The sequence below is a fragment of the Piscinibacter sp. XHJ-5 genome (genome assembly GCF_029855045.1).
Taxonomy (GTDB): Bacteria; Pseudomonadota; Gammaproteobacteria; order Burkholderiales; family Burkholderiaceae_C; genus Albitalea.
This window is the reverse complement of the sequence record NZ_CP123228.1, coordinates 4,252,586-4,274,587: the sequence shown is the minus strand read 5'-3', so window position 1 is coordinate 4,274,587 and position 22,002 is coordinate 4,252,586. Positions and strand designations below refer to the sequence as shown.

Below are 22,002 nucleotides of genomic sequence, written 5' to 3'. Positions count from 1 at the left end.
GGGATGGGCCTGCGGTGCACCAACCGCATCCACTTTCAGGGGGGAGCGCTTCAGCCCTTGGACTGCGGCAGCTGCGCGAGGATGCCGACGTCCAGCAGGCCCGGCGTGCCCTGGATCGAGGCGTCGGTCGGCTCGGCGAGGCCGCGCGGAATGCGCACGCAGAATTTCGAGCCGAGGCCCGGGCCGTCGCTGTGCGCCTGGACCGAGCCGCCATGCAGCTCCACCAGCCGCTTCACCAGGGCCAGACCGATTCCCAGCCCGCCTTGCGAATGCTCGAGCGATCGGTCGACCTGCGCGAACATGTCGAACACCCGCGGAAGCATGTCGGCCGAGATGCCCACGCCGGAATCCTGAACGCAGATCACGGCATGCGGGCCGTCGCGCGTGGCGCCGATTTCGATGCGCCCGCCGCGCGGCGTGTACTTGGCGGCGTTGTTCAGCAGGTTCGCGATGATCTGGCACAGGCGGGTCAGATCGGCATCGACCACCAGGGTGCGCGGCGCCGGCAGGCGGATCTCCAGGACATGCTGGCCGGCGTCGATGAGTGGCCGGCTGGTCTCGATGGCCGCATGCACCGCGCTGATCACGTCGATGCGCTGCCTGCGCAGCTCGACCTTGCCCTGGCTGATGCGGCTCACGTCGAGCAGGTCGTCGACCAGGTGGACCATCTGCTGCAGCTGCCTGCCGATGATGCTGCGTGCGTTCTCGTGGATGGCCGGGTCGGGGCTCAGCTGCATCAGCTGCAAGGCGTTGCGGATGGGCGCGAGCGGGTTGCGCAGCTCGTGCGCCAGCGTCGCGAGGAATTCGTCCTTGCGCCGGTCGGCATCGCGCAGCGCCTGCTCCGCGGCAAGCCGCTGCGCCGTGTAGGCCTCGTCGGCGCGGACGCGGTCGGTGACGTCGCGCACCACGGCCAGCAGCCCCGACGGCGACCCGCCGCCGTCGCGCAGGACCGTGACGGTCGACTCGACATGGATCTGCTCGCCGCTTTTCTTGACGTGGATGTTGCGCCCGCGCCAGGAACCGGTGGACTGCAGGGCCTCGTAGGCACTCGCCTCGTCGCCCGGATGCAGCCAGCGGTATTCGTAGATCGCGCCCAGCGGATGGCCCAGCGCATCCGAGGCGGCGGTGGCGTACTGGCGCTCCGCGGCGGCATTGAAGTAGATGACGCGGTGCTCGTTGTCGACGGCGATGACGGCATCGTCGATCTGCGCCATCACTTCGCCGCGGAAGCGGTTGGACGCCGCCTCGATGCCCTCGACGATGTAGAGCTTGTCAGCGACGACCAGCGCGTCGACCTCGCCGTTGCGGATGGCCTGCAGCGTTTCCTCGGCTTCCGCCAGGCGGATCTTCAGCTGCTCGATCTCGTCGAGCAGCGCCTCGCGCGGCGTCGTCTGCGGTGGCGATCGATCGGTGAGCGACACGGTGTCGGGCCTCATTCGGATCCGGCGGGGTGCGTGCGCTTCACGCCCAACCCGCTGAGGATGCGCTCGTCGTCGGACATGTCGCCGATGAAGCGGCGCTCGGGCGGAGGCTGGTGCTTGATGAGCGTCGGCGCGGCGATGATCTGGGCCGACGCCGCCAACGACGGATTCAGCGTGAGGTCGACCACCTCGAGGTCGTAGCGGCCGGTCAGATGCTTCTCGCACAGCTTGCGCACGTTGACGATGGCGCGCGACGACGATGAGGTCGTGCCGACCACATACAGCGAGAAGGCGAAACGCTCGGGATCGGGGCGCACTGCACCCGGCGCCGGGCTCCCCAGGGCGGCAGGCTTCTTCATGCGGAGCGCAGCGGCCGGACATCGAGTCCGACGAGCACGCGTTCCTCGTTGGACAGGTCGCCGATGATCTTGCGCATGGGCTCGGGGACCTTGCGCACCAGCGTGGGCACCGCGAGGATCTGGTCTCCGGCAGCCAGCTGCGGATTGACGAGGAGGTCGATCACCTCGATCTCGTAGCGGCCGGCGAGGTGCGTCTCGCAGATGTTGCGCAGGTTCTCCAGCGCCGCGACCGACCGCGCGGTCTGTCCGGCGACATAGAGCTTGAGCTGCCATTCGGTCCGCTTGCCGGCGGCCGTGACGGCTTTCCTGGCCGGGCTGCTCGTCATCGCACGGCCTTTCCGGCGCGTCGGCCGCGCGGCGTGACCAGCGAGGTCGAGCGTGGGGCGGCGGCCTGCCGCGCAGGCGCTTCCCGCCCCTGCTCGGACATGCGGGCCGTGCCTCTCAGCACCTGGCTGCCCGAGCGGTACACCTCGATCAGGTCGATGCCGTTCTTGCCCAGGACGAACTCGCGCACCTGGTTGGAATGGGCCATGCCGCGCGACTTCAGCACCTGGAGGGTGCGGGTGCGCTCGCCGTTGGCTTCGAGGTTGACCAGCAGCAGCCAGGTGTCCATCAGCGACGACACTCCGACCTCCGACTCGGCCACCGCCGTGCCGGTGTCCTGCGTCAGACTGGTGAACATCGCCGTTGTCCCCTCCTGCTTCAGGAAATCGATGAGCCGCATCAAGGTCCCCCGCACGGCAGTATCCTGACGCTCCATCGTCAGGTTGCTGATAGGGTCTACCACCACCACCGACGGGCGGATGTCGCGCACCAGGTCGTGCATGAGCACCAGGTGCTGCTCCAGCCCGAAGATGGTCGGCCGGGAGGCGTGGATGTGCAGCAGGCCGGCGCGCTGCCAGCGCGCCAGGTCCAGCCCGATGGAGGCCATGTTGCGATGCAGCTGCTCCGCCGATTCCTCATAGGCGAACAGCAGGGCGCGCTCGCCGCGCTCGCAGGCGGCGCTGATGAAGCTCGCCGCGACGCTGCTCTTGCCGGTGCCGGGCGGACCCGACACCAGCACGCTGCTGCCGCGGTACAGGCCCTGGCCGCCCAGCATCTCGTCGAGGGCGGGGATGCCGGTGGACACCCGCTGCCGCGGCGCCTTGTGGTCCAGCCGCAGCGAGGTGATGGGCAGGACCGACAGGCCCTGTGGGCCGATCAGGAAGGGATATTCGTTGGTGCCGTGGGGCGACCCGCGGTACTTCACCACCCGCAGCCGGCGGGTGGACACCTGGTCCTGGATGCGGTGGTCGAGCAGGATCACGCAGTCGGCGACGTACTCCTCGAGGCCGTAGCGCGTCATCGAGCTCTCGCCGCGTTCGGCGGTGATGACGGCGGTCATGCCGCGGTCCTTGAGCCAGCGGAACAGGCGCCGCAGCTCCGAGCGCAGCACCGCGTGGTTGGGGAGCCCCGAGAACAGGGCCTCGACGGTGTCGAGCACGACGCGCCTGGCCCGCGTGCGCTCGATGGCGTACGAGAGGCGGACGAACAGCCCTTCGAGGTCGTATTCGCCGGTCTCCTCGATCTCGCTGCGCTCGATGTGCACATGGTCGAGGGCGATCTTGCCCTGCCGCTGCAGCTTGTCGAGGTCGAATCCGAGCGATCGCATGTTCACCGTCAGCTCGGCGGCGCTCTCCTCGAACATCATGAACACGCCCGGCTCGCCGAACTGCAGCGCGCCGCGCAGCAGGAATTCGGCGGCCAGCATGGTCTTGCCGCAGCCGGCGGCGCCGCAGACCAGGGTGGGGCGACCGCGGGGCAGTCCGCCGCCGGTGATTTCATCGAGTCCCGGTATGCCGGTCGGCGCCTTGTCCAGTGCCGCGTCGTCGCCGTTCGCCGTCTTGGTGCGTTTGGTCGCCATGGGCGGGTATTCCTCCTCGTCCGAGCGCGCAGCATAGCGCGGCGTGCCGAAGCTCCGCCGCGGTGCACCGCCTACGGTCCGAACACCCGCTGGAGCACGAAGTGCGTGGGCAGGTACAGCACCAGCGGAAACGCCGCCATCAGCATCGCCAGCCACAGCCGCGGCGGCACGCGGGTCTGCGCTGTGTCGCCGAAGCCGCGCACCCAGTTGATGTTCTCGTCGGCCGGCGTCGTCACCGCATAGGTGAGCGGCAGCACCAGCCAGGCGAGCACCGTCTGCGCCGGCAGCGCGCGCGGGTCGTAGCCCAGCTCGTGCAGCAGCCACAGCAGCACCACCGGCAGGACGACATGGAACAGCGACAGGGCACGCACGAAACGTGACTTGCCGGGGTCGAACATGTAGCCGGCCAGATCGGTCACGTGGGCGCCGAACAGCAGCCGGCCGAAGTAGCTGGCGTTCCAGACCAGCTCGGGCAGCAGCACCGCCAGCGCCATCATGCTGGCCAGGAGGCTGCTTTCCAGCCACAGGGCGATGCCGGTGCCGATGAGCGCGATGTCCGAGAACCACAGGAAGTTGCGCCAGCCCCACGAGACGATGTAGACGGGCACGATGACCGCCAGCATCGCCGAGTAGGCGAGCTTGATCCAGAGGTCGACCTCGCCCTGCATGGCGCCGCAGCCTACTTCGTCTAGGCCACGACGACCGACTTGACGTTGACGAATTCCTTGATCCCGTAGCCGGCCAGCTCCCGGCCGTACCCGCTTTCCTTGATGCCGCCGAAAGGCAGCCGAGGGTCCGAGCGCACCGAGTCGTTGACGAACACGCAGCCGCTGTCGATCAGCTCGGCGGCGATGCGCTCGCCACGCGCGGTGTCGCGCGTGATCACGGCGGCGCCGAGGCCGAACACCGAGTCGTTGGCCGTCGCGACGGCCTGGGCCTCGTCCTTGACCGGAATGACGGCGGCCACCGGGCCGAACAGCTCTTCGTCGTAGGCCGGCATGCCGGGACGGACATCGGTCAGCACCGTCGGCGGGTAGTAGGCGCCGGCACCGTCGGGGATGCGGCCGCCGAGCAGGCAGCGCGCGCCGCGCGCAATGCTCTTCTCGACCTGCGCGTGCAGGGCTTCGCGCAGGTCGTGCCGCGCGAGCGGCCCCAGCTCGGTCTCCATGCGCAGCGGATCGCCCTGCCTGGCCGCCTGCATCTTCTGCACGAAGCGCTGCTCGAACTCGGCGCGCACCGGCTCGACCACGATGAAGCGCTTGGCGGCGATGCAGCTCTGTCCGCCGTTGATCAGCCGGCCCTTGGCGCAGACCGTCGCGGCCAGGTCGAGGTCGGCGTCCTCCAGCACGAGGTAGGGATCGCTGCCGCCCAGCTCCAGCACCGTCTTCTTCAGCAGCTCGCCGGCCTTGCGCGCCACGGCGCGCCCTGCGTTGCCGCTGCCGGTGAGCGTGACCGCACGCACCAGCGGATGCTCGATGACGGCATCGACTCTGTCGTTTCCGATCAGCAGCGTGCGCAGCAGGTGCCGCGGCAGGCCGGCTTCGCGCAGCAGCAGCTCGATCGCCAGCGCGCAGCCCGGCACGTTGGACGCGTGCTTCAGCACCGCGGCGTTGCCGGCCATCAGCGCCGGCGCGGCGAAGCGGAACACCTGCCAGAACGGGAAGTTCCACGGCATCACGGCCAGCACGACGCCGAGCGGATTGAACGCCACGAAGCTCGAGCGGGCCTCCGTCTGCACCGGCTCGCGCGCGAGCAGCCGCTCGGCGTGCTCGGCGTAGAACTCGCAGCACAGCGCACATTTCTGCGCCTCGGCGATGCCGTCGCGCATCGGCTTGCCCATTTCCTGCGCCATCAGCCGGGCCGAGGTCTCGGCCTGGGCGCGCAGCATGCGCGCGACGGCGCGCATGCGCTGTGCGCGTTCGTCGAAGGAGGTGCGGCGCCAGGACAGGAAGGCCTGATGCGCCTCGGCGATGGCCGCCTCGACGGCGGCGGGCGGCATCGCGTCGTAGCGCTGCAGCGTGTCGCCGGTGGCCGGGTTGATGGATTCGATCGCCATGGTGCACCTCGTCGACGCGTCGCAGGCGAAAGCCGCCAGCGAGGCAACGGGCAATCGACGTTCCCGGCGCGGCGGCGCCCGGTCGTTCGGACCTACTCCGTCAGCCTGGCGCCTGACTGCCTCACCAGCCGCTCCCACACCGGCAGCTCGCGCTTGTACGTGGCGGCGAAAGCCTCGGGCGTGCTGGCCGTCAGCTCGAAGCCCATCGCGGCGATGCGCGACTTCACGTCGGGCTGATCGCAGGCGGCGCGCAGTTCCTCGGACAGGCGCTGGACCACCGGCTTCGGCGTGCCGGCGGGCGCCGCGACGGCCAGCCAGCCGGTGATGCGGTAGGCCTCGTCCTTCAGGCCCTGCTCGGCCAGCGTGGGCACGCCGGGCATCACGGCGATGCGGTGGTCGCCGGTGACACCGAGCACCTTGAGCTTGCCCGCGTCGATCTGCGGCTTGGCCTGAAGCGCGCTCGCGAAGGCCATCTGGATCTGGCCGCCGATCAGGTCCTGCATCATCGGCGCCTCGCCCTTGTAGGGCACGTGTTGCATGTCGGCCTTCTGCGTGTCGCTCATGTGAGCGCCGGCCAGGTGCGGGTAGGCGCCCACGCCGTACGAGCCGTAGGCGAGCTTGCCCTTCTGGCGGCTCATGTGCTGCAGCAACTCGGGGGCGGTGCTGGCCGGCACGCTCGGGTGCACCACCAGCAGCAGCGGCGCGGTCGCGATCTGCGTCACGAGCACCAGGTCGCGCTGCGTGTCGTACGGCAGCTTCTCGTAGAGGAACTGGTTGGTCAGCAGCGAGTTCGACAGGCCGAGCACGAGGGTGTGGCCGTCCGGCGTCGCCTTGGCGACCGCGTCGGTGCCGAGGATGCCCGCCGCGCCGGCCTTGTTCTCGACGATCACCGGCTGCCCGAGCCTGGGCGCGATCTTCTCCCCGAGCAGGCGCGCCAGGATGTCGGTGGCGCCGCCGGGGGCAAACGGCACGACGATCTTCACCGGCCGGGTGGGATAGGCCGCCTGGGCCTGCGCCGCGGCGGCCGCGCCGAGCGTGAATGCGGCGACGGCCAGGGCCCGCAGGCTGCGGGGGAGTGAAGCGCTCATCGATGTCTCCTTGGCGATCAACGCCGGGTCGGTTGGATGGCAAAGCCCAGGCGTGCCAGCGCCTCGCGCAGCGCCGCAGGCGGCTCGCCATCGATCGCGACGACGACGCGCTGGTCGCGGTCGGTTCGCACCTGCGCGTGCGCCACGCCGTGCTCCCGGCAGAGCGTCTCGGCCACGGCGCTGGCGGCCATCGCACGCAGCTCGGGCTTGTAGATCTTTCCGACATTGGTCATCGGCATGCGCTCGATGACGACGACGCGCCGGGGGCGTGCAGGCGCCTCGTCGACGCGCTCGGCGGTGAAGGCGAGCAGTTCCGACTCGGTGGCCGAGGCGCCCGGAACCAGCGTCGCGAACGCCACCGGCAGCTCGCCGGCGTAGGCGTCGGGCGCACCGACGGCAGCGCACAGCTGCACCGCCGGATGCGATCCCAGCGCGTCCTCGATCACCTTGGGGTCGATGTTGTGGCCGCTGCGGATGATGAGGTCCTTCGAGCGGCCGGTGAGGTGCAGGCGGCCCTTGTCGTCGAGCCAGCCGAGGTCGCCGGTCGCGAGCCAGCCGTCGGCGGTGAAGGCTCTGGCGTTGTCCGCCTCGTCGACGAAGCCGGAGAACACGTTCGGCGCCTTGAACAGCACCATGCCGTGCTCGCCTGGCGGCAGCTCGCGCGCGGTGGCTCCGCCGTGATCGTCGAGCGCGACGATACGGATCTGCGCATAAGGCAGCCGCAGGCCGACGCAGCCGGCCGGCGCATGGACCCCGGGCGGCGTGATGGTCGAGATGCCGGCCATCTCGGTCATGCCGAGGCTCTCGTGCACATGCAGGCCGAACAGCCGCTCGAAGCGTGCGGCGAGTTCGGGCGACAGCGGCGCGGCACCGGTGCGGCAGTAGCGCAGCGAGGAGATGTCGGCGCCGTTCACCGGCACGTTGGCCAGCGCGGCGAGCACGGTCGGCACCGCCGAAAGCACCGTCACGCGATGCCGCTCGACCAGGCGCCAGTAGTTCGCGATGACCTCGCGATTGCGGTACAGCCCGTGCGTCGGGATCACCACTTCCATGCCGGCCGACAGGGCGGCCAGCGACCCGGGCAGCACGCCCGCGACGTGGAACAGCGGATAGCCGTTGATCACCACGTCGTCCGGCTGCACGCCCTGCAGCTGCACGCTGGCCCAGGCGGTGAACACCTGCGCGCCGTGGCTGTGCCGCGCCAGCTTGGGCGCGCCGGTGGTGCCGCCGGTGTGGAAGTACGCCGCGATGTCGTCGCGCGCGATGTCGCGGCCGCTGACCAGCCGATCGTCCGGCTCGCGCTCGCGCAGCGAGGCGAAGTCGAGCACCCCTTCGGGCAGCGGGGCGGTGCTCGATGGCGCGACCCGCAGCACGGTGCGCAGCGTCGGCACCTGCGTGCGGATGCGCATCGCCTTGGCCCACATGCCGGCCTCGTCCTCGGCGCCCCAGGCGATCAGCACCCTGGCCCGGCCGGCGGTCATCAGCGAGACCAGCTTCTCCTCGCTGAGCAGCGGGTTGAGCGGCTGCACGATCGCTGCCGCCTCGCCGCCCCAGAGCGCAAGGTGGTACTCGAGGCAGCCCGGCAGCAGCACGGCCACCGCGTCGGCGGGCTGCACGCCCAGGCGGTGCAGCAGGTTGGCTGTCTGGTGGATGCCGGCCAGCAGCTCGGCATAGGTCCATCGGACGGGGGTCGCCTGCTCATCGACGCCGGGCAGGAAGGTGAGCGCGGTCTTGTCGCCGAACGCCTGCGCCGAGCTTTTGAAGATCTCGTAGGTGCTGCGCACCGGCACCGCCTGCGCGAACGGCACCGCTTCGAGCCGGCGCACGTCGGCGAGGCTGCGCACGGGAAACGTGGGGGCGAACGGCATGGGCTCTCCTGTGCACCGGCGAGGGTGGGGCTCAGGCGCGGCCGAGCGCGATGTAGCGCGCCAGGTGGTGGTCCTCGTCGCCGAGCTGGTGGTCGATCATCACCAGCCGCTTCGCATAGTGCGCGAGCGGCAGCTCCCAGGTCATGCCGATGCCGCCGTGCAGCTGGATGCATTCCTCGGCGACCTGCGTGCCGACACGGCCGATGGTGACCTTGGCGGCCGACAGCGCTCGCTCGCGCGTCAATCGATCGGCTTGCAGCGCCGCGGCCGCATTGATGACGGCCGAGCGCGCCTGCTCCACCTCGAGCAGCAGGTCGGCCATGCGATGCTGCAGCGCCTGGAAGCTGCCGATCGGCACGCCGAACTGGCGGCGCGTGCGCAGGTATTCGAGCGTCGCGTCCTTCGCCGCGTCCATCGCGCCGATGGCTTCGGCGCACAGCGCGAGGATGCCGGCGCCGGTCACCCGCTCGATCGTCGCGTAGCCCGCGCCCGCCTGGCCGAGAAGCGCGGAGGCTTCGACCCGCACCTTGCGCAGCGTGAGCTCGGCCGCGCGACCGCCGTCGATCAGCGGATAGCCGCGCCGCGACACGCCGGCCGTCCCGGCCGGAACGAGGAACAGCGACAGCCCGCTCTCGTCGTCCACGCCGCCCTCGGTCCGCGCCGACACGACGAAGACATCGGCGCTGTCGCCATGCGCCACCACGGCCTTGCTGCCGTCGAGCAGCCACCCGTCGTCCACGCGCTCGGCGCGCGCCGTCACGCGTGACAGCTCGTAGCGCGCGTCGGGCTCGCCGTGAGCGAAGGCGGCGACGGCGCTGCCGCTGATGATCTCGGCGAGCCACGCCTGCTGCGCTTCGCTGCCCGCTTCGGCGATGGCGCCGCCGGCCAGCACCGCGCTGCCGAGAAAGGGCTCGACGACGAGTCCGCGGCCCAGCGCCTCGAAGACCACCGCGATGTCGAAGCCTGCGCCGCCGAAGCCGCCGTGGGCTTCGTCGAACAGGGCACCGATCACCCCGAGATCGGCGAAGCGGCGCCACATCTGCGCGCTGTAGCCCTCGCCCGAGCGGGCGATGCGATCGCGCGCCTCGAAGCCGTACTGCTCCTTCACGAAGCGGCCGAGCGTATCGGCCAGCATGCGTCGGTCTTCCGTGTGTTCGAAATGCATTTGCGTCTTTCTCGAGGGCTGCGGCGGTCAACCGCAGGCGGTGGGTGCCGACCTACAACCCGAGGATCATCTTGGAGATGATGTTGCGCTGGATCTCGTTCGAGCCGCCGAAGATCGACAGCTTGCGGTTGTTGAAGTACTGGCTTGCGGCGCTCGCCGCGTCGGCCGGTCCCACCGGCTCGCCCGCGTAGCCTTCCTCCAGTGCCTCGGCGATGAAGGGCTGGGCGTACGGGCCCATCGCGCGGCGCGTCAGCGACGACAGCTCCTGGCGGATCTCGGTGCCGCGGATCTTCAGCATCGAGCTCTCGGCGCCGGGTACGCCGCCGCCCTGCACGGCGGCGATGACGCGCAGGTTGGTGGTCTTCATGTTCTCCAGCTCGATCTCGACGCGCGCGAGCCGGGCCGCGAACAGCGGGTCGTCGGCGAGCGGGCGGCCGTTCTTCGTCTGCGTGGCGGCGATGCGCTTCAGCCGATCGAGCGCCGCCACCGAGAAACCGATGCCGGCGATGTTGGTGCGTTCGTAGGTCAGCAGGTACTTGGCGCAGGTCCAGCCCTTGTTCTCCTCGCCGACCAGGTTCTCCGCCGGCACGCGCACGTCGGTGAAGAACACCTCGTTGACCTCATGCTCGCCGTCGAGCGTGATGATGGGCCGCACCTCGACGCCGGGCGATGCCATGTCGACCAGCAGGAAGCTGATGCCTTCCTGCTTCTTGCTGTCGCGCGAGGTGCGCACCAGGCAGAAGATCATGTTGGCGTGCTGGCCCAGCGTGGTCCACGTCTTCTGGCCGTTGACGATGTAGTGCTCGCCCTGCGGGTCATGTGCGCGCACCGCGCTCGTCTTCACCGAAGCCAGGTCCGAGCCCGCCCCCGGCTCGGAGTAGCCCTGGCACCACCAGTCGGAGCCGTCGAGGATGCGCGGCAGCCAGCGGCGCTTCTGCGCCTCGGTGCCGTACTTGATCAGCACCGGCCCCAGCATGTTGACGCCGAAGGGCACGATGCGCGGCGCGCCCGCCAGGCAGCACTCGTGCTCGAAGATGAACTTCTGGACGGCGTTCCAGCCGGGGCCGCCCCACTCCTCGGGCCAGTGGTTGGCGAGCCAGCCGCGCTCGTTGAGCAGCGCGTGCCACTGCTGCATGTCGGCCTTGGCCAGATGCTTGCCGGTGCGCACTTTGTCGCGCAGGCGGTCGGGAAGCTTGTCGGCAAGGAAGGTCCGCACCTCGTCGCGGAACGCCTCCTCCTCGGCAGTGAAGCGCAGGTCCATGACGGTCTCGCTCAGGCGGACGGGTTGAGGCTCGCGAAGTCGGCGCCGCGCTCGACCAGGTCGACCAGCAGCGGCGACGGCTTCCAGAACAGCGGGTCCTGCTGGGCGAAGCCGCGAATGTCGGCCAGCACCTCGGGCAGGCCCACGCGATCGGCGTGGTACATCGGCCCGCCGCGGTGGCGCGGGAAGCCGTAGCCCGACAGGAACACGAGGTCCACGTCGAGCGGCCGCGTCGCGATGCGCTCGTGCACGACGTTGGCGCCTTCGTTGGCCATCGCGGCCAGGTAGCGGCGCACGATCTCCCCGTCCTCGAAGCGGCGCGGCGTCACGCCGGCGCGCTGGCGCTCGGCATCGATGATGGCCAGCACTTCCGGATCCTCGACGCCGGTGCGCGACCCCTCGGGATAGAGGTACCAGCCGCGCCGCGTCTTCTGCCCGAACCAGCCGCGCTCGCACAGCCGGTCGGGGATCTGCACGTAGCGCGCCCGCGGGTCGCGCGTGACGGCGCGGCGCTTGCGCGTGGCCCAGCCGATGTCGCCGCCGGCGAGGTCGGCCACCTGGTACGGTCCCATGGCAAAGCCGAACTCGCGCAGCGCGCGGTCGATCTGGTAGGGCGAGGCGCCGTCTTCGATCATGTGGTCGGCGGCACTGCGCATGACGGCCAGGATTCGGTTGCCGATGAAGCCGTCGCACACCCCTGCGGCCACCGGCAGCTTGCGCAGCCGCCTGGCCAGCTCGAAGGCGGTGGCGACGACGTCGTCGGACACCTGCGCCGGCACGACGATCTCGAGCAGCTTCATGATGTGTGCCGGCGAGAAGAAATGCAGGCCCAGCACGTCGCCGGGCCGCGAGGTGCCGGCGGCGATCTTGTCGATGTCGAGGTACGAGGTGTTGGTGGCCAGCACCGCGCCGCGCTTGCACACGCGGTCGAGCTCGGCGAACACCGCCTGCTTGACCGCCATGTCCTCGAACACCGCCTCGACCACGAGGTCGACGTGGCTCAGCGCGTCGTAGGTGACGGCACCGCTGAAGCGCGCCATCAGGGCGACTCGGGTGTCGTCGGTGATGCGGCCCTTGGCGACCTGCGCGTCGTAGACCTTCTCGACGTTGGCACGGCCGCGCGCCAGGCTTTCGGCATCGCGCTCGACCATGGTCACCGGCAGGCCGGCGTCGAGCATCGCGACGGCGATGCCGGCGCCCATGGTGCCGCCGCCGACCACGCCGGCGGCATCGATGCGCCTCGGCGCCGCAGCGCGCGCCTGGGGGGCGGTGAGGGCCGCGCGTTCGGCGAAGGCGGCGTGGGCGAGGGCGGCGGCTTGCGCCGGGTCATCGGTGGCGGGAGCGGTCGGGGAAGGGGCCATGCTGGTCTCCTGCTATGGCGAAGCCGGTGATTGTTTGGCCGCGCAACATTCTTGACAATCCCCGCGGCGATTGACATTCTGTCCAAAAGCATTTGACAGTCGGAGCTTGACATCGACATGGATCTCGCCGCGCTGACCCTGCTGGTCGACATCCTGGACGCCGGCAACCTCAGCCAGGCCGCGCGCAAGCTCCACATGAGCCGCGCCAACGTCAGCTACCACCTCAACCAGCTCGAGCGCGCCGTCGGCGTTCAGCTGGTGCGGCGCGTGGAGCCCACCGAGATCGGGCTTCGCCTGTATCAGCACGGACGCAGCATCCAGAACGAGCTGCGCGCGGCACGCGAGTCGGTGTCCACGCTGGGCCAGACGCTGTCGGGCCGCGTGCGCCTGAGCGTGCCCAGCGGCTACGGGCAGATGGTGATGAGCGATTGGCTGATCGACTTCAAGCGCGAGTACCCGGCCATCGTGCTCGACGTGCGCTTCGAGAACCGCGTCGACGACCTGCTGCGCGAGGAGGGTCGACATCGCGATCCGCGTGATGGCCGAGCCGCCGCAGACGCTGGTGGCGCGCGAGCTCGGTTCGGTTCGCTACGTGGCCTGCGCGTCGCGGGCGTATGCCGAGTCCAACGGGCTGCCGGTGGAGCTGGACGAGCTGCGCACCGCCCCGCTGATCACCTCGGGCGTCATCGGCCGGCAGCTGCGCGTGTCGGCGTATCTGGGCGACGAGCGGCAGGAGGTGACGCTCGAGCCGACGCTGATCTCCGAGCACTTTCCCTTCCTGCGCCAGGCCATCCTCGCCGGACTGGGCGTCGGGCTGGTGCCCGACTACGTGGTGCGCGACGCCGTCGAGCGCGGCGACGTCCTCACCGCGCTGGACCGCTGGCGGCTGAGCATCTTCGGAACGCAGATGTTCATGCTGTACATGCCCAACCGCCACCAGACCCGCGCGGCGGGCACCTTCATCGAATTCATGCTGGCCCGGGCGCGAGGCGCCACGCCCGCCTGAGCCGGCCAGTCGGCGCCGCGCTTGCCGATCCGGGGCGCAACGGATAAACTGTATATACCGTTTGCACAATTTCCGGAGAACACCATGGCATCCACCACGGCAAAGCGCGCCGCGCCGCGCAAGGCCGCCGCCAAGGCGCTGGCGCGAAAGCGCCCGGCCGCCAAGCCCGCCGCTGCCGCGGCACCCGTCGTCGAGGCGGCCAAGCCGGCGAAGCGCAAGCTCGTGCGTGACAGCTTCACGATCCCGAAGGACGAGTACGCGGTGATCGATGCGCTGAAACTGCGCGCCGGCAAGCTGGGGCGGCTGGCCAAGAAAAGCGAGTTGCTTCGCGCCGGGCTGAAGGCGCTGGCGGCAATGCCCGACGCCGCGCTGCTGCAGGCGCTCGCAGCGGTGCCGCCGATCAAGACCGGACGACCGAAGGGCGGCAAGGGGGCAGCCGACGCGGCGAAGTCGTCCGCGTCCGCCGGCGCCTGATCAGCGCAGGCTGTTCTGCGCGCAGGGTCAGGCCGATCACCAACGGGTCGTGGTCGCTGGAGCGGTACGGCGACGGCGTGTAGAGGTCCTGCGGCTTGAACTCGAGGTTGTAGTCGATGACCGACGGCTCGTCGGCGTTGATGTGCCACTCGGTCGCGCCGCTGACCTGGGCGCTCAGCGACGGCGTGGCCAGCGCATGGTCGAGCCGGCCTGCGGCGCCGTCGAAGACATGCGAGTAGCCGAAGCTCGCGAAGCGCGCGGCCTGGTCGACGCAGCCTGCCTCGGTGAGCGCGACGACGGGGTCCTCCTTGGCGTAGGAGTTCAGGTCGCCGATGGCGATCACGTCCGGGTCGCCGCTGCTGGCTTGCAAGCTGGCGATGAAGGCATGCAGGGCCTTGGCCTGCCGGACCCGGGTGGCGTTGAAGCAGCCCTGGCCGTCGCCCTGGTCGAGGTCGGCGCCGGTGGCGCCGTTGCAGCGCTTGGACTTGAAGTGGTTCACCACCAGCGTGAAGACCTCGCCGTTGGCGGCCGCAAAAGTCTGCGCCAGCGGCGGCCGCTGGTGCACCGGGTTGGCGTCGGACCGCGCCGCGCCCAGGCGCGCCAGCCGCGCCGGCTTGTGGATCATCGCCACCTTGATCGCATCGGTGCCGGTGGCCGAGGCCCTGACCGGCACCGCGGCGTACGTCCCCGCGCCGAGCCTGGCGTTGAGGCCCTCGACCAGGTCGTCGAGGGCGGTGCTGCCGTTGTTCTCCATCTCCATCAGGCCGACAGCGTCGGCATCGATGGCGGCAATCGCCTCGATGATCTTCGTGCGCTGGCGCTTGAACTCGGCGCCGCTGTCAGCGCCGCGGCAGTCGCTGCGTGTGTTGCTCGGGAAGCAGCCGCGCGCGCCGTCGTCGAGCGTCGTGAAGTAGTTCTGCAGGTTGAAGCTCGCCAGCTTGACGTTGCCGCCAACCGCAGGCGCGGCGCGGCGAGGGTTGTCGCGCGTGACGATCGGGGCGACCGTCGGGTGCAGGCGGTAGGCGGCGGGCCCCGCGCTGCTGTCGGTGGCGAGGCCGTAGTCGATGACGCCGACGAGGCCGCGCACCGTGTCACCGGAACGAAGGGTGTTGGCAAGGCCGATGTACGGAATCGGGTGGGGATGCTGCAGGCTGCTGCCGTCGTCGAGCACGATGCTGCTGCGCCCATTGAGCTCGGCCAGCGCGCGTGCCGCCGACGTGCCGGGACGATGGCGGTTGGTCGGTGCCTCGAGCCGACCGCCGGCCGACAGGGTCACCTGGCCGAAACGTCCCTGGAAGTGGTTCTGCGACACCGTGAGCGGCGCGGCAATGCGCACGAGCATGCCTTCGTAGCGCTCCAGCTCGCCGCTGGTCGTTTGCGGCAGCGCGATCGGTGTCGGCGCGATGCCGAACCCCGAGCCGAGCAGCCTTTGCGCGGACACGCCGGTGAGCTCGGTGACCGGATGGGCGGCCGTCTGCGCATTGCTCGCCGCGCCCGTGTTGAACTCGGTCACGCGTGCCGTCACCTGCAGACGCTGTCCGGCGGCCACCCTGGGCGCGGCGCCGGTGAACACGAAGATGCCGTCCGACGTGGCGGGATTGCCGTCGCCTGCGATGTCCTGCAGGAAGTACCCGTTGTCGTTGACCTTGGTGACCACCCCGCTCGTCGTGACGATCCTGCCGGCCAGCGGGCTCATGCTGCCCGTGCCCTGGATGGTGTAGATCGGTGTCACCGCGACCCTGGTGAAGCGGCCGTTGGAATCGGCGGCACTGCAGGCGAGGCCGCCCGACGCCAGCAGCGCGGCGGCGATCGAGGCTTGCACGCAGAAATTCGAAGTCGGTCCCGTCATCGTCCGGCTCGGGGCTGATGGAAGCCGCGCGGGCGTGACCATGGTGCGGAAGGTTTCGGGAACCAGAAGATGAAACGACGCCGCCGAGCGTCCGGCGTGATGTGCTATCAACCCCAGCACCACGCCCATCGGAAGCTGTTTGATGCATCGCAGCAAATCGCCTTGAATCGGTCGCCTTCTGCCTCTAGAATGGGGTCATGTTGCAGTGCAACATATTGATACCCCTTCCCACACTTCACAAGCGAGCCCCACCATGCTGACCGTCGAACAAGTCATCGCCGCCCAGAAAGCGCAACTCGGTACCGTTTTCGGCGCCACCGCCAAGGCCTACGAAGGTCTCGAGAAGCTCGTCGAGCTCAACCTGCAGACCGGCAAGGCCGCGCTGTCCGAAATCGCCGAAGCGGCGAGCGGCGCCCTGTCGGTGCGCGATCCGCAGCAGCTCCTCGCCTTCCAGGCGACCGGCGTGCAGCCCACGGTGGAAAAGCTGACGGCGTACAGCCGTCGGGTGTACGACATCGTCTCGGCCACCAACACCGAAGTCGCCCAGATCGCCGAAAGCGCCGCGGCTGAAGCGCAGAAGACGCTGATCTCCTCGTTCGACGCCGCCGTGAAGAACGCCCCGGCCGGCAGCGAGAATGCCATCGCCTTCATGCAATCGGCGGTCTCCGCCGCCAACGGCGCCTACGAGGCCCTGCAGAAGGCCGTCAAGCAGGCCGCCGAAGCCACCGAGGCGAACGTGCAGGCTGCGACCGCCACGGCGGCCAAGGCAGCCGGCGCGCGCGCCAAGCGAGCCGCCTGACGGGTGGCCTGCGGCGCGGGCCACGGGGCCGTGCCGCTCCATTGCAATCTTCGTGGGCCGTCGCAGCAGCGGCGGTCCACGCGCTTCGCGGGGGGCGAAGCGCCGACCTCGGACATGAACGAAACGCTCAAGGGCAGCTGTGTCGGCGCGAGCAGCGGCGCGGAACACACGTACATCCTGACGATCAGACCCGGTGGAGCGGAGATCTGGAGCGCCCGCATCTATCGCGACAGCCGGCTCGTGAGCGTGCTCGCCCGCGGATTGCTGGAACGACAGCTGGGCGACGAGGATCTCGCCGAACACGTCCGCAGCCTGGTCGTCGGCTTCATCGATTCCCTACGCTGAGGTCAAGCGCATGCACAAGCGACCGTTCTATTGGCCCAGCGACCGCAGCCTGTTTCGGGACAAGGCCAAGCGGCGCAGCGCCGCGGTCTGGCTCATCCTCCTCGGCGCCGTCGTCGCGGCGGTCGTGGTGGCCGCGGTCTGGCGGCAACCCGTGACCTAGCCGGCGATCCGGGGACCGCGTCGCCAGCGCCGTCTGCTTGGCCGGCAGGGCGATCGCCATTTCGTACACCCCACTGGGGTCAAGCTGCCACCATCGGACGACGCCCGCCGGATACGGACAATCTCCGTTGGAGACAGCCACGAGACGAACGGCGATGAACAAGGCCTTCACCCGCGAGAGCGAGCGCAGCGACGACGATGACGACGAAGTCTCGTTGCCCGCATTGCCGCCCGGCGGCAAGAACTACGTCACCCCGCAGGGCTACGCGCGCCTGCGCGAGGAGCTGATGTCGCTGCTCGACGTCGAGCGGCCGAAGGTGGTCGAGGTGGTCTCGTGGGCGGCGAAGAATGGCGACCGCTCGGAGAACGGCGACTACCTGTATGGCAAGAAGCGGCTGCGCGAGATCGACCGGCGCATCCGCTTCCTGACCAAGCGCCTGGACATCGCGGAGGTGGTCGATCCCTCGGTGCACCATGGACACGATCAGGTGTTCTTCGGCGCGACGGTGACCTACTCCAACGAAGCCGGCGACGAACGCACGATCACGATCAAGGGCATCGACGAGGCGGACAGCAGCCACGGCGAGGTGAGCTGGATCGCGCCGATCTCGCGTGCCTTGCTGAAGGCGAGGGTGGGCGACGAGGTGTCGCTCGTCACGCCGGGCGGCGTGGAGCGGATCGAGGTCGTCGAGGTGAAATACCCTAAGGCTTGACGCGGGCGACGCGCAGCACGAGCGACGAGCGCTTCAGCGTTCGCATCACCTCGGCCAGATGCAGCCGGTCGCGAACGCTCAGCAGCAGGCGCAGCTCGGTCGTCTGCGCGGCCGGCTCGTCGCCCATGTCGATGTGCGTGATGTCGGCTTCGGCGGCAGCGACTGCCGCAGCCACCTGCGCCAGAACCCCCTTGCCGTTCTTGACCAGGACCGTGACACCCGTCTCGAATGCCCGCGTCGGCTGTTCGGCCCAGTCGACCTGCATCCAGCGCTCGCTGTCGCGCTCGTACAGGCGCTTGCCGATGCCGCACTCCGCGGTGTGGATCACGAGGCCCTCGCCGCGGCCCAGGTAGCCGACGATGGCGTCACCGGGAATCGGATGGCAGCACGGTGCCATCTGCACCGACGCGCCTTCGGCGCCGTCGATGGTGACCATGCCCTGCGCATGATCGTTGTCCTCGTGGGCGTAGCGGCCCATCGTCAGCGTCACCGCATCGGGGCGCGTCCCGCGGTCGGCCAGCAGCCGTGCGAGGCGCTTGGCGACGATGGTCGCGATCTTGCGGCCGAGGCCGATGTCGGTCAGCAATTCCTCGCGGCTGCGATTGCCGCTCCAGCGCGTGAGCTGCTGCCACACCGGCGATTCCTCGGTGTCGTCGCCGGGCATCGTGAGGCCCTCGGCGCGCAGCGCCTGCGTGAGCATCTTGGAGCCGAGCTCCTGCGACTCCTCCTGCTCCATCGTCTTGAGGTAGTGACGGATCTTCGATCGCGCACGGCCGGTACGCACGAAGTTGAGCCAGGCCGGATTGGGCTTGGCACCCGGCGCGCCGATGATCTCGACCACGTCGCCGCTGCGCAGCTCGGTGCGCAGCGCCACGGGCTCGCCGTTGACCTTGGCGGCGACGCAGTGGTCGCCGACATCGGAGTGGATCGCGTAGGCAAAGTCCACCGGCGTCGCTCCCCGCGGCAGCGCCAGGATCTTCGACTTCGGCGTGAAGACGTAGACAGCGTCGGGGAAGAGGTCGATCTTCACGTGCTCGAGGAACTCGCTCGCGTCGCGCGTCTCGTCCTGGATGTCGATCAGCGACTGGAGCCACATCGCGCCCAGCCGCTGCGCTTCCTGCACCTGCACCGCACCGCCCTTCGACTTGTAGAGCCAGTGCGCCGCGATGCCTTTCTCGGCCACGGCGTGCATGTGTTCGGTGCGGATCTGGAACTCGACCGCGGTGCCCAGCGGGCTCACCAGCGTGGTGTGCAGCGACTGGTAGCCGTTGGCCTTGGGAATCGCGATGTAGTCCTTGAAGCGGCCGGGCATCGGCTTGTAGAGCTGGTGCAGCACGCCGAGCGCGAGATAGCACTCGGGCAGCGTCTGCACGACGATGCGAAAACCGAAGATGTCGTTGACCTGCGCGAAGGTGAGGTGCTTCTCGCGCATCTTGCGGTAGATGGAGAACAGCGTCTTCTCGCGGCCGAACACCTGCAGCTCGAGCTTGGACTGGTGGAAGGCCTTCTCGACGTCGCGCTGAATGCGCTCGACGATGTCGCGCCGGTAGCCGCGCGCCTTCTGCACGGCCTTGGACAGCGCTGCGTGGCGCCATGGCCGCAGGTGCTGGAACGACAGCTCCTGCAATTCGCGATAGGTCTGGTTCAGGCCGAGGCGGTGCGCGATCGGCGCATAGATGTCGAGCGTCTCCCGGGCGATGCGCGTGCGCTTGGCGGCGGCCATCGCATCCATCGTGCGCATGTTGTGCAGGCGGTCGGCGAGCTTCACGAGGATGACGCGCACGTCGCGCGCCATCGCGAGGAGCATCTTGCGGAACGACTCGGCCTGCGACTCCTCGCGGGTGGAGAACTGGAGCTTGTCCAGTTTGGTGAGGCCGTCGACCAGGTCGGCGGTCGGCGAGCCGAAGCGCTCGATCAGCTCGGCCTTGGTGACGCCGCAGTCCTCCATGGCGTCGTGCATCAGCGCGGCCATGATGGCCTGCGCATCGAGTTTCCAGTCGGCACACAGGCCCGCGACTGCGATCGGGTGGGTGATGTAGGGCTCGCCGCTGGCGCGGAACTGGCCGAGGTGGGCTTCGTCGGCGAAGCGGTAGGCCTCACGCACCCGCTTGATGTCGCCCGCGTCGAGATAGTCGAGCTTGTGGGTCAGCGCGGCAAAGGAAGCCGCCGCGGCGTCGGCACTGGGCTTGGCCGCTGTCTTGGCAGCGCTGCGCCGGGAGCCCGGGGTGACGGGCTCGGCGACTGCGGTGCCGGACGAGCGGGAGGCCATCCCCCTAATTTATCGTGGAATGCAGGGCGTCGCACCGAGAGATTGCCGAGACCGTGCCAACAAAAACGGCCCCGCAGGGCCGTTGTTGCTGGGTTTGCCGGCTCAGACCGGCACCTTGCGGAGCATTTCGAGGCCGACCTCGCCAGCAGCGATCTCGCGCAGCGCCGTCACGCCGGGCTTGTTCTTCGTCTCGATCTTGGGCGCGTGGCCCTGGCTCAGCATGCGGGCGCGGTAGGTGGCGACCAACACCAGCTGGAAGCGGTTCGGAATCTTGATCAGGCAGTCTGCGACGGTGATGCGGGCCATGTGGCAACTCCAAACGGGCGTCTAGCTGAGGTCGAGGGCCTTGAAGACGGCCGGCTTGCTGCGAAGCTGGGCGGCGTACTTCAGGCGCTGGGAGTGAACCACTGTCTTCAGATCGAAAACAGCGATCTCGAACAAAGCGTTGATTATAACGAAGTCGAAGTGCCGGGCCTGCGCCACCTCGTGATGTGCGTTCTCCAGCCGCTGGGCAATGACTTCCGGCCGGTCCTCGCCGCGACGGTTCAGCCGCTGCGCCAGCTCGTCGTAGCTGGGTGGAAGGATGAAGATGAGGACCGCGTTGGGGAACAGCTTCTTGATCTGCAGCGCGCCCTGCCAGTCGATCTCCAGGACCACGTCCTGCCCGCTGGCCACCATCGATTGCACGCCGGCCTTGGACGTCCCGTACAGATGGCCGTGCACCTCGGCCCATTCGAAGAACGCTCCGTCGTCGACCATGCGGCGAAACACCGCGTCGTCGACGAAGTGGTATTCACGGCCGTCCTGTTCCTGTCCGCGCGGCTTGCGCGTGGTGTGGGACACCGAGACGATCAGGTGCGAATCGAGTTCCAGCAGCGACTTGACGAGGCTCGATTTGCCCGCGCCGCTGGGCGCGGCGACGACGAATAGATTGCCGGGGTATTCCATGGCTCGGATTTATTCGAGGTTTTGCACTTGTTCTCTCAACTGCTCGATGGCGACCTTCATTTCGACCGAGATGTTGGTCAATTCGAGCGAGGACGATTTCGAGCCCAGGGTGTTTGCTTCACGCAGTAACTCCTGAATCAGGAAATCCAACCGCTTGCCGACCTCGCCGCCTTTTTTCAACAACCTTTCGATTTCGTCGAGGTGGGCACGCAGCCGGGCCAGTTCCTCTGCCACGTCGATGCGAATGGCGTAGGACGCAGCTTCGCTGATGGCTCGTTCCTGCAATGCCTCGCGCGGCACCGACTGGGCGGCGCCGGCGGCGTCGAGCGCCTCCTGCCAGCGCTCTAGGAATTTCTGCTGCTGTCGTTGCACGACCGCAGGCACCAGCGGCTCGGCTTGCGCGGCCAGCTCGCGAAGCCGCTTCACCCGCTCCATCAGGACCTTGGCGAGCCGCTCGCCTTCGCGTGCGCGCGCATCGGTCAGGCCGGCGATCGCCCGCCTGGCCGCGTCGAGCGCGACTTCGTCGAGACGCTCGGTCATGCTGCCGCCCTTGCACCACTGCAGCACCTCGTGGACCGACAGCGGCTGCGCCTTCGGCAGCCAGCCCTGCACCGTGCTCTCGAGACGGCTCAGCCGGTTGAGCTGATCCGGCTGCGGCTGCGGCCAGGCGGTATCCGTCTCTGCGCGCGTGGACATCCGCAGTTCCACCTTGCCGCGCCGCAGCGATGCGGCGAGCAGGTCGCGCAACGACGGCTCGAGCGCGCGGAATTCATCGGGCATGCGGAAATTGAGGTCGAGGAAGCGCCCGTTGACGGAACGCAGCTCGACGATGACGCTGGCGGCGCTGCCGTTGGTTCGGCCCGTCGGGCCTTCGGCAATAGTGCCGGTTTCGGATGTCGCGCCGGCGCCCGCAGTGGCGCTGGCATAACCGGTCATGCTGTAGACTGGCATGCAGCTT

The 22,002-nt window shown here is 69.2% G+C and carries 20 protein-coding genes and 2 pseudogenes; 6 read left to right on the top strand and 16 right to left on the bottom strand.

All coding sequences use genetic code 11. From position 1 onward, the window contains the following. Positions 1-50: 50 nt before the first annotated feature. The 11 genes and pseudogenes from P7V53_RS20170 to P7V53_RS20120 form a co-directional block, all read right to left on the bottom strand. The gene (locus P7V53_RS20170) at positions 51-1,436 is read right to left on the bottom strand and encodes a PAS domain-containing sensor histidine kinase (protein WP_280151300.1); all 1,386 of its coding nucleotides are present in this window, start codon (positions 1,434-1,436) and stop codon (positions 51-53) included. Continuing rightward, a complete protein-coding gene (locus P7V53_RS20165; protein WP_280151299.1) occupies positions 1,433-1,780 on the bottom strand; it encodes a circadian clock KaiB family protein in 348 nt (115 codons plus the stop codon). Before P7V53_RS20165 ends, P7V53_RS20170 begins: the two co-directional genes overlap by 4 nt. Then, positions 1,777-2,106: a circadian clock KaiB family protein gene (locus tag P7V53_RS20160; RefSeq protein ID WP_280151298.1), complete on the bottom strand. Its 330-nt coding sequence runs from the start codon at positions 2,104-2,106 to the stop codon at positions 1,777-1,779. Before P7V53_RS20160 ends, P7V53_RS20165 begins: the two co-directional genes overlap by 4 nt. Then, entirely contained in the window at positions 2,103-3,683 is a 1,581-nt protein-coding gene (kaiC, locus tag P7V53_RS20155; RefSeq protein ID WP_280151297.1) for a circadian clock protein KaiC, read from the bottom strand. Before kaiC ends, P7V53_RS20160 begins: the two co-directional genes overlap by 4 nt. A 71-nt stretch (positions 3,684-3,754) precedes the next feature. Beyond that, positions 3,755-4,351, bottom strand: a complete 597-nt coding sequence (locus P7V53_RS20150; RefSeq protein ID WP_280151296.1) for a hypothetical protein — start codon at positions 4,349-4,351, stop codon at positions 3,755-3,757. Positions 4,352-4,371: 20 nt separating this feature from the next. Continuing rightward, positions 4,372-5,739 (bottom strand): NAD-dependent succinate-semialdehyde dehydrogenase, encoded by a 1,368-nt coding sequence (locus tag P7V53_RS20145; RefSeq protein ID WP_280151295.1) that lies wholly within the window; start codon positions 5,737-5,739, stop codon positions 4,372-4,374. 92 nt (positions 5,740-5,831) lie between these two features. After that, on the bottom strand, positions 5,832-6,827 hold the full coding sequence (locus P7V53_RS20140; RefSeq protein ID WP_280151294.1) for a tripartite tricarboxylate transporter substrate binding protein: 996 nt from the start codon (positions 6,825-6,827) through the stop codon (positions 5,832-5,834). A gap of 17 nt (positions 6,828-6,844) precedes the next feature. Then, positions 6,845-8,695, bottom strand: coding sequence for an acyl-CoA synthetase (locus tag P7V53_RS20135; RefSeq protein ID WP_280151293.1), 1,851 nt, complete (start codon positions 8,693-8,695; stop codon positions 6,845-6,847). Positions 8,696-8,726: 31 nt separating this feature from the next. Beyond that, on the bottom strand, positions 8,727-9,860 hold the full coding sequence (locus P7V53_RS20130) for an acyl-CoA dehydrogenase family protein (RefSeq protein WP_280151292.1): 1,134 nt from the start codon (positions 9,858-9,860) through the stop codon (positions 8,727-8,729). Between the two features lie 52 nt (positions 9,861-9,912). Further along, complete coding sequence (locus tag P7V53_RS20125) at positions 9,913-11,121, bottom strand: acyl-CoA dehydrogenase family protein (protein WP_280151291.1); 1,209 nt, start codon at positions 11,119-11,121, stop codon at positions 9,913-9,915. A gap of 11 nt (positions 11,122-11,132) precedes the next feature. Continuing rightward, a pseudogene (locus P7V53_RS20120) lies at positions 11,133-12,440 on the bottom strand (3-hydroxyacyl-CoA dehydrogenase NAD-binding domain-containing protein); the annotation flags it as partial. Positions 12,441-12,599: 159 nt separating this feature from the next. On the opposite strand from P7V53_RS20120, the pseudogene P7V53_RS20115 reads away from it, so the two are divergent. Next, positions 12,600-13,488: pseudogene (locus tag P7V53_RS20115) on the top strand (LysR substrate-binding domain-containing protein). Positions 13,489-13,572: 84 nt separating this feature from the next. Continuing rightward, entirely contained in the window at positions 13,573-13,962 is a 390-nt protein-coding gene (locus P7V53_RS20110) for a hypothetical protein (RefSeq protein ID WP_280151290.1), read from the top strand. Here P7V53_RS20110 and P7V53_RS20105 read toward each other — a convergent pair. Then, positions 13,889-15,784 (bottom strand): ExeM/NucH family extracellular endonuclease, encoded by a 1,896-nt coding sequence (locus tag P7V53_RS20105; RefSeq protein ID WP_280151289.1) that lies wholly within the window; start codon positions 15,782-15,784, stop codon positions 13,889-13,891. The two genes, P7V53_RS20110 and P7V53_RS20105, sit on opposite strands and share 74 nt — an antisense overlap. 280 nt (positions 15,785-16,064) lie before the next feature. On the opposite strand from P7V53_RS20105, the gene phaP reads away from it, so the two are divergent. The 4 genes from phaP (at position 16,065) to greB (ending at position 17,827) form a co-directional block, all read left to right on the top strand. After that, the gene (gene phaP, locus P7V53_RS20100) at positions 16,065-16,610 is read left to right on the top strand and encodes a TIGR01841 family phasin (RefSeq protein WP_280151288.1); all 546 of its coding nucleotides are present in this window, start codon (positions 16,065-16,067) and stop codon (positions 16,608-16,610) included. Positions 16,611-16,724: 114 nt separating this feature from the next. Then, positions 16,725-16,955 carry a hypothetical protein gene (locus P7V53_RS20095; protein WP_280151287.1) on the top strand — a complete coding sequence of 77 codons (231 nt, stop codon included), beginning with the start codon at positions 16,725-16,727 and terminating at the stop codon, positions 16,953-16,955. 10 nt (positions 16,956-16,965) lie between these two features. Next, the gene (locus P7V53_RS20090; RefSeq protein WP_280151286.1) at positions 16,966-17,115 is read left to right on the top strand and encodes a hypothetical protein; all 150 of its coding nucleotides are present in this window, start codon (positions 16,966-16,968) and stop codon (positions 17,113-17,115) included. 154 nt (positions 17,116-17,269) lie between these two features. Further along, positions 17,270-17,827, top strand: coding sequence for a transcription elongation factor GreB (gene greB, locus P7V53_RS20085; RefSeq protein ID WP_280151285.1), 558 nt, complete (start codon positions 17,270-17,272; stop codon positions 17,825-17,827). On the opposite strand, the gene P7V53_RS20080 is transcribed toward greB, so the two are convergent. The 4 genes from P7V53_RS20080 to P7V53_RS20065 form a co-directional block, all read right to left on the bottom strand. Further along, positions 17,817-20,096: a bifunctional (p)ppGpp synthetase/guanosine-3',5'-bis(diphosphate) 3'-pyrophosphohydrolase gene (locus tag P7V53_RS20080; RefSeq protein WP_280151284.1), complete on the bottom strand. Its 2,280-nt coding sequence runs from the start codon at positions 20,094-20,096 to the stop codon at positions 17,817-17,819. The two genes, greB and P7V53_RS20080, sit on opposite strands and share 11 nt — an antisense overlap. A gap of 102 nt (positions 20,097-20,198) precedes the next feature. Then, complete coding sequence (gene rpoZ / locus P7V53_RS20075; RefSeq protein ID WP_280151283.1) at positions 20,199-20,402, bottom strand: DNA-directed RNA polymerase subunit omega; 204 nt, start codon at positions 20,400-20,402, stop codon at positions 20,199-20,201. Positions 20,403-20,423: 21 nt separating this feature from the next. Beyond that, the gene (gmk, locus tag P7V53_RS20070) at positions 20,424-21,044 is read right to left on the bottom strand and encodes a guanylate kinase (RefSeq protein ID WP_280151282.1); all 621 of its coding nucleotides are present in this window, start codon (positions 21,042-21,044) and stop codon (positions 20,424-20,426) included. A 9-nt stretch (positions 21,045-21,053) separates the two neighbouring features. Beyond that, on the bottom strand, positions 21,054-21,995 hold the full coding sequence (locus P7V53_RS20065) for a YicC/YloC family endoribonuclease (protein WP_280151281.1): 942 nt from the start codon (positions 21,993-21,995) through the stop codon (positions 21,054-21,056). Between the last annotated feature and the right edge of the window lie 7 nt (positions 21,996-22,002).

Bases quoted from the DNA above. Each gene is read 5' to 3' on its own strand.
- P7V53_RS20170 (WP_280151300.1), bottom strand. From the start codon at position 1,436: ATGAGGCCCGACACCGTGTCGCTCACCGATCGATCGCCACCGCAGACG.
- P7V53_RS20165 (WP_280151299.1), bottom strand. From the start codon at position 1,780: ATGAAGAAGCCTGCCGCCCTGGGGAGCCCGGCGCCGGGTGCAGTGCGC.
- P7V53_RS20160 (WP_280151298.1), bottom strand. From the start codon at position 2,106: ATGACGAGCAGCCCGGCCAGGAAAGCCGTCACGGCCGCCGGCAAGCGG.
- kaiC (WP_280151297.1), bottom strand. From the start codon at position 3,683: ATGGCGACCAAACGCACCAAGACGGCGAACGGCGACGACGCGGCACTG.
- P7V53_RS20150 (WP_280151296.1), bottom strand. From the start codon at position 4,351: ATGCAGGGCGAGGTCGACCTCTGGATCAAGCTCGCCTACTCGGCGATG.
- P7V53_RS20145 (WP_280151295.1), bottom strand. From the start codon at position 5,739: ATGGCGATCGAATCCATCAACCCGGCCACCGGCGACACGCTGCAGCGC.
- P7V53_RS20140 (WP_280151294.1), bottom strand. From the start codon at position 6,827: ATGAGCGCTTCACTCCCCCGCAGCCTGCGGGCCCTGGCCGTCGCCGCA.
- P7V53_RS20135 (WP_280151293.1), bottom strand. From the start codon at position 8,695: ATGCCGTTCGCCCCCACGTTTCCCGTGCGCAGCCTCGCCGACGTGCGC.
- P7V53_RS20130 (WP_280151292.1), bottom strand. From the start codon at position 9,860: ATGCATTTCGAACACACGGAAGACCGACGCATGCTGGCCGATACGCTC.
- P7V53_RS20125 (WP_280151291.1), bottom strand. From the start codon at position 11,121: ATGGACCTGCGCTTCACTGCCGAGGAGGAGGCGTTCCGCGACGAGGTG.
- P7V53_RS20110 (WP_280151290.1), top strand. From the start codon at position 13,573: ATGGCATCCACCACGGCAAAGCGCGCCGCGCCGCGCAAGGCCGCCGCC.
- phaP (WP_280151288.1), top strand. From the start codon at position 16,065: ATGCTGACCGTCGAACAAGTCATCGCCGCCCAGAAAGCGCAACTCGGT.
- P7V53_RS20095 (WP_280151287.1), top strand. From the start codon at position 16,725: ATGAACGAAACGCTCAAGGGCAGCTGTGTCGGCGCGAGCAGCGGCGCG.
- P7V53_RS20090 (WP_280151286.1), top strand. From the start codon at position 16,966: ATGCACAAGCGACCGTTCTATTGGCCCAGCGACCGCAGCCTGTTTCGG.
- greB (WP_280151285.1), top strand. From the start codon at position 17,270: ATGAACAAGGCCTTCACCCGCGAGAGCGAGCGCAGCGACGACGATGAC.
- P7V53_RS20080 (WP_280151284.1), bottom strand. From the start codon at position 20,096: ATGGCCTCCCGCTCGTCCGGCACCGCAGTCGCCGAGCCCGTCACCCCG.
- rpoZ (WP_280151283.1), bottom strand. From the start codon at position 20,402: ATGGCCCGCATCACCGTCGCAGACTGCCTGATCAAGATTCCGAACCGC.
- gmk (WP_280151282.1), bottom strand. From the start codon at position 21,044: ATGGAATACCCCGGCAATCTATTCGTCGTCGCCGCGCCCAGCGGCGCG.
- P7V53_RS20065 (WP_280151281.1), bottom strand. From the start codon at position 21,995: ATGCCAGTCTACAGCATGACCGGTTATGCCAGCGCCACTGCGGGCGCC.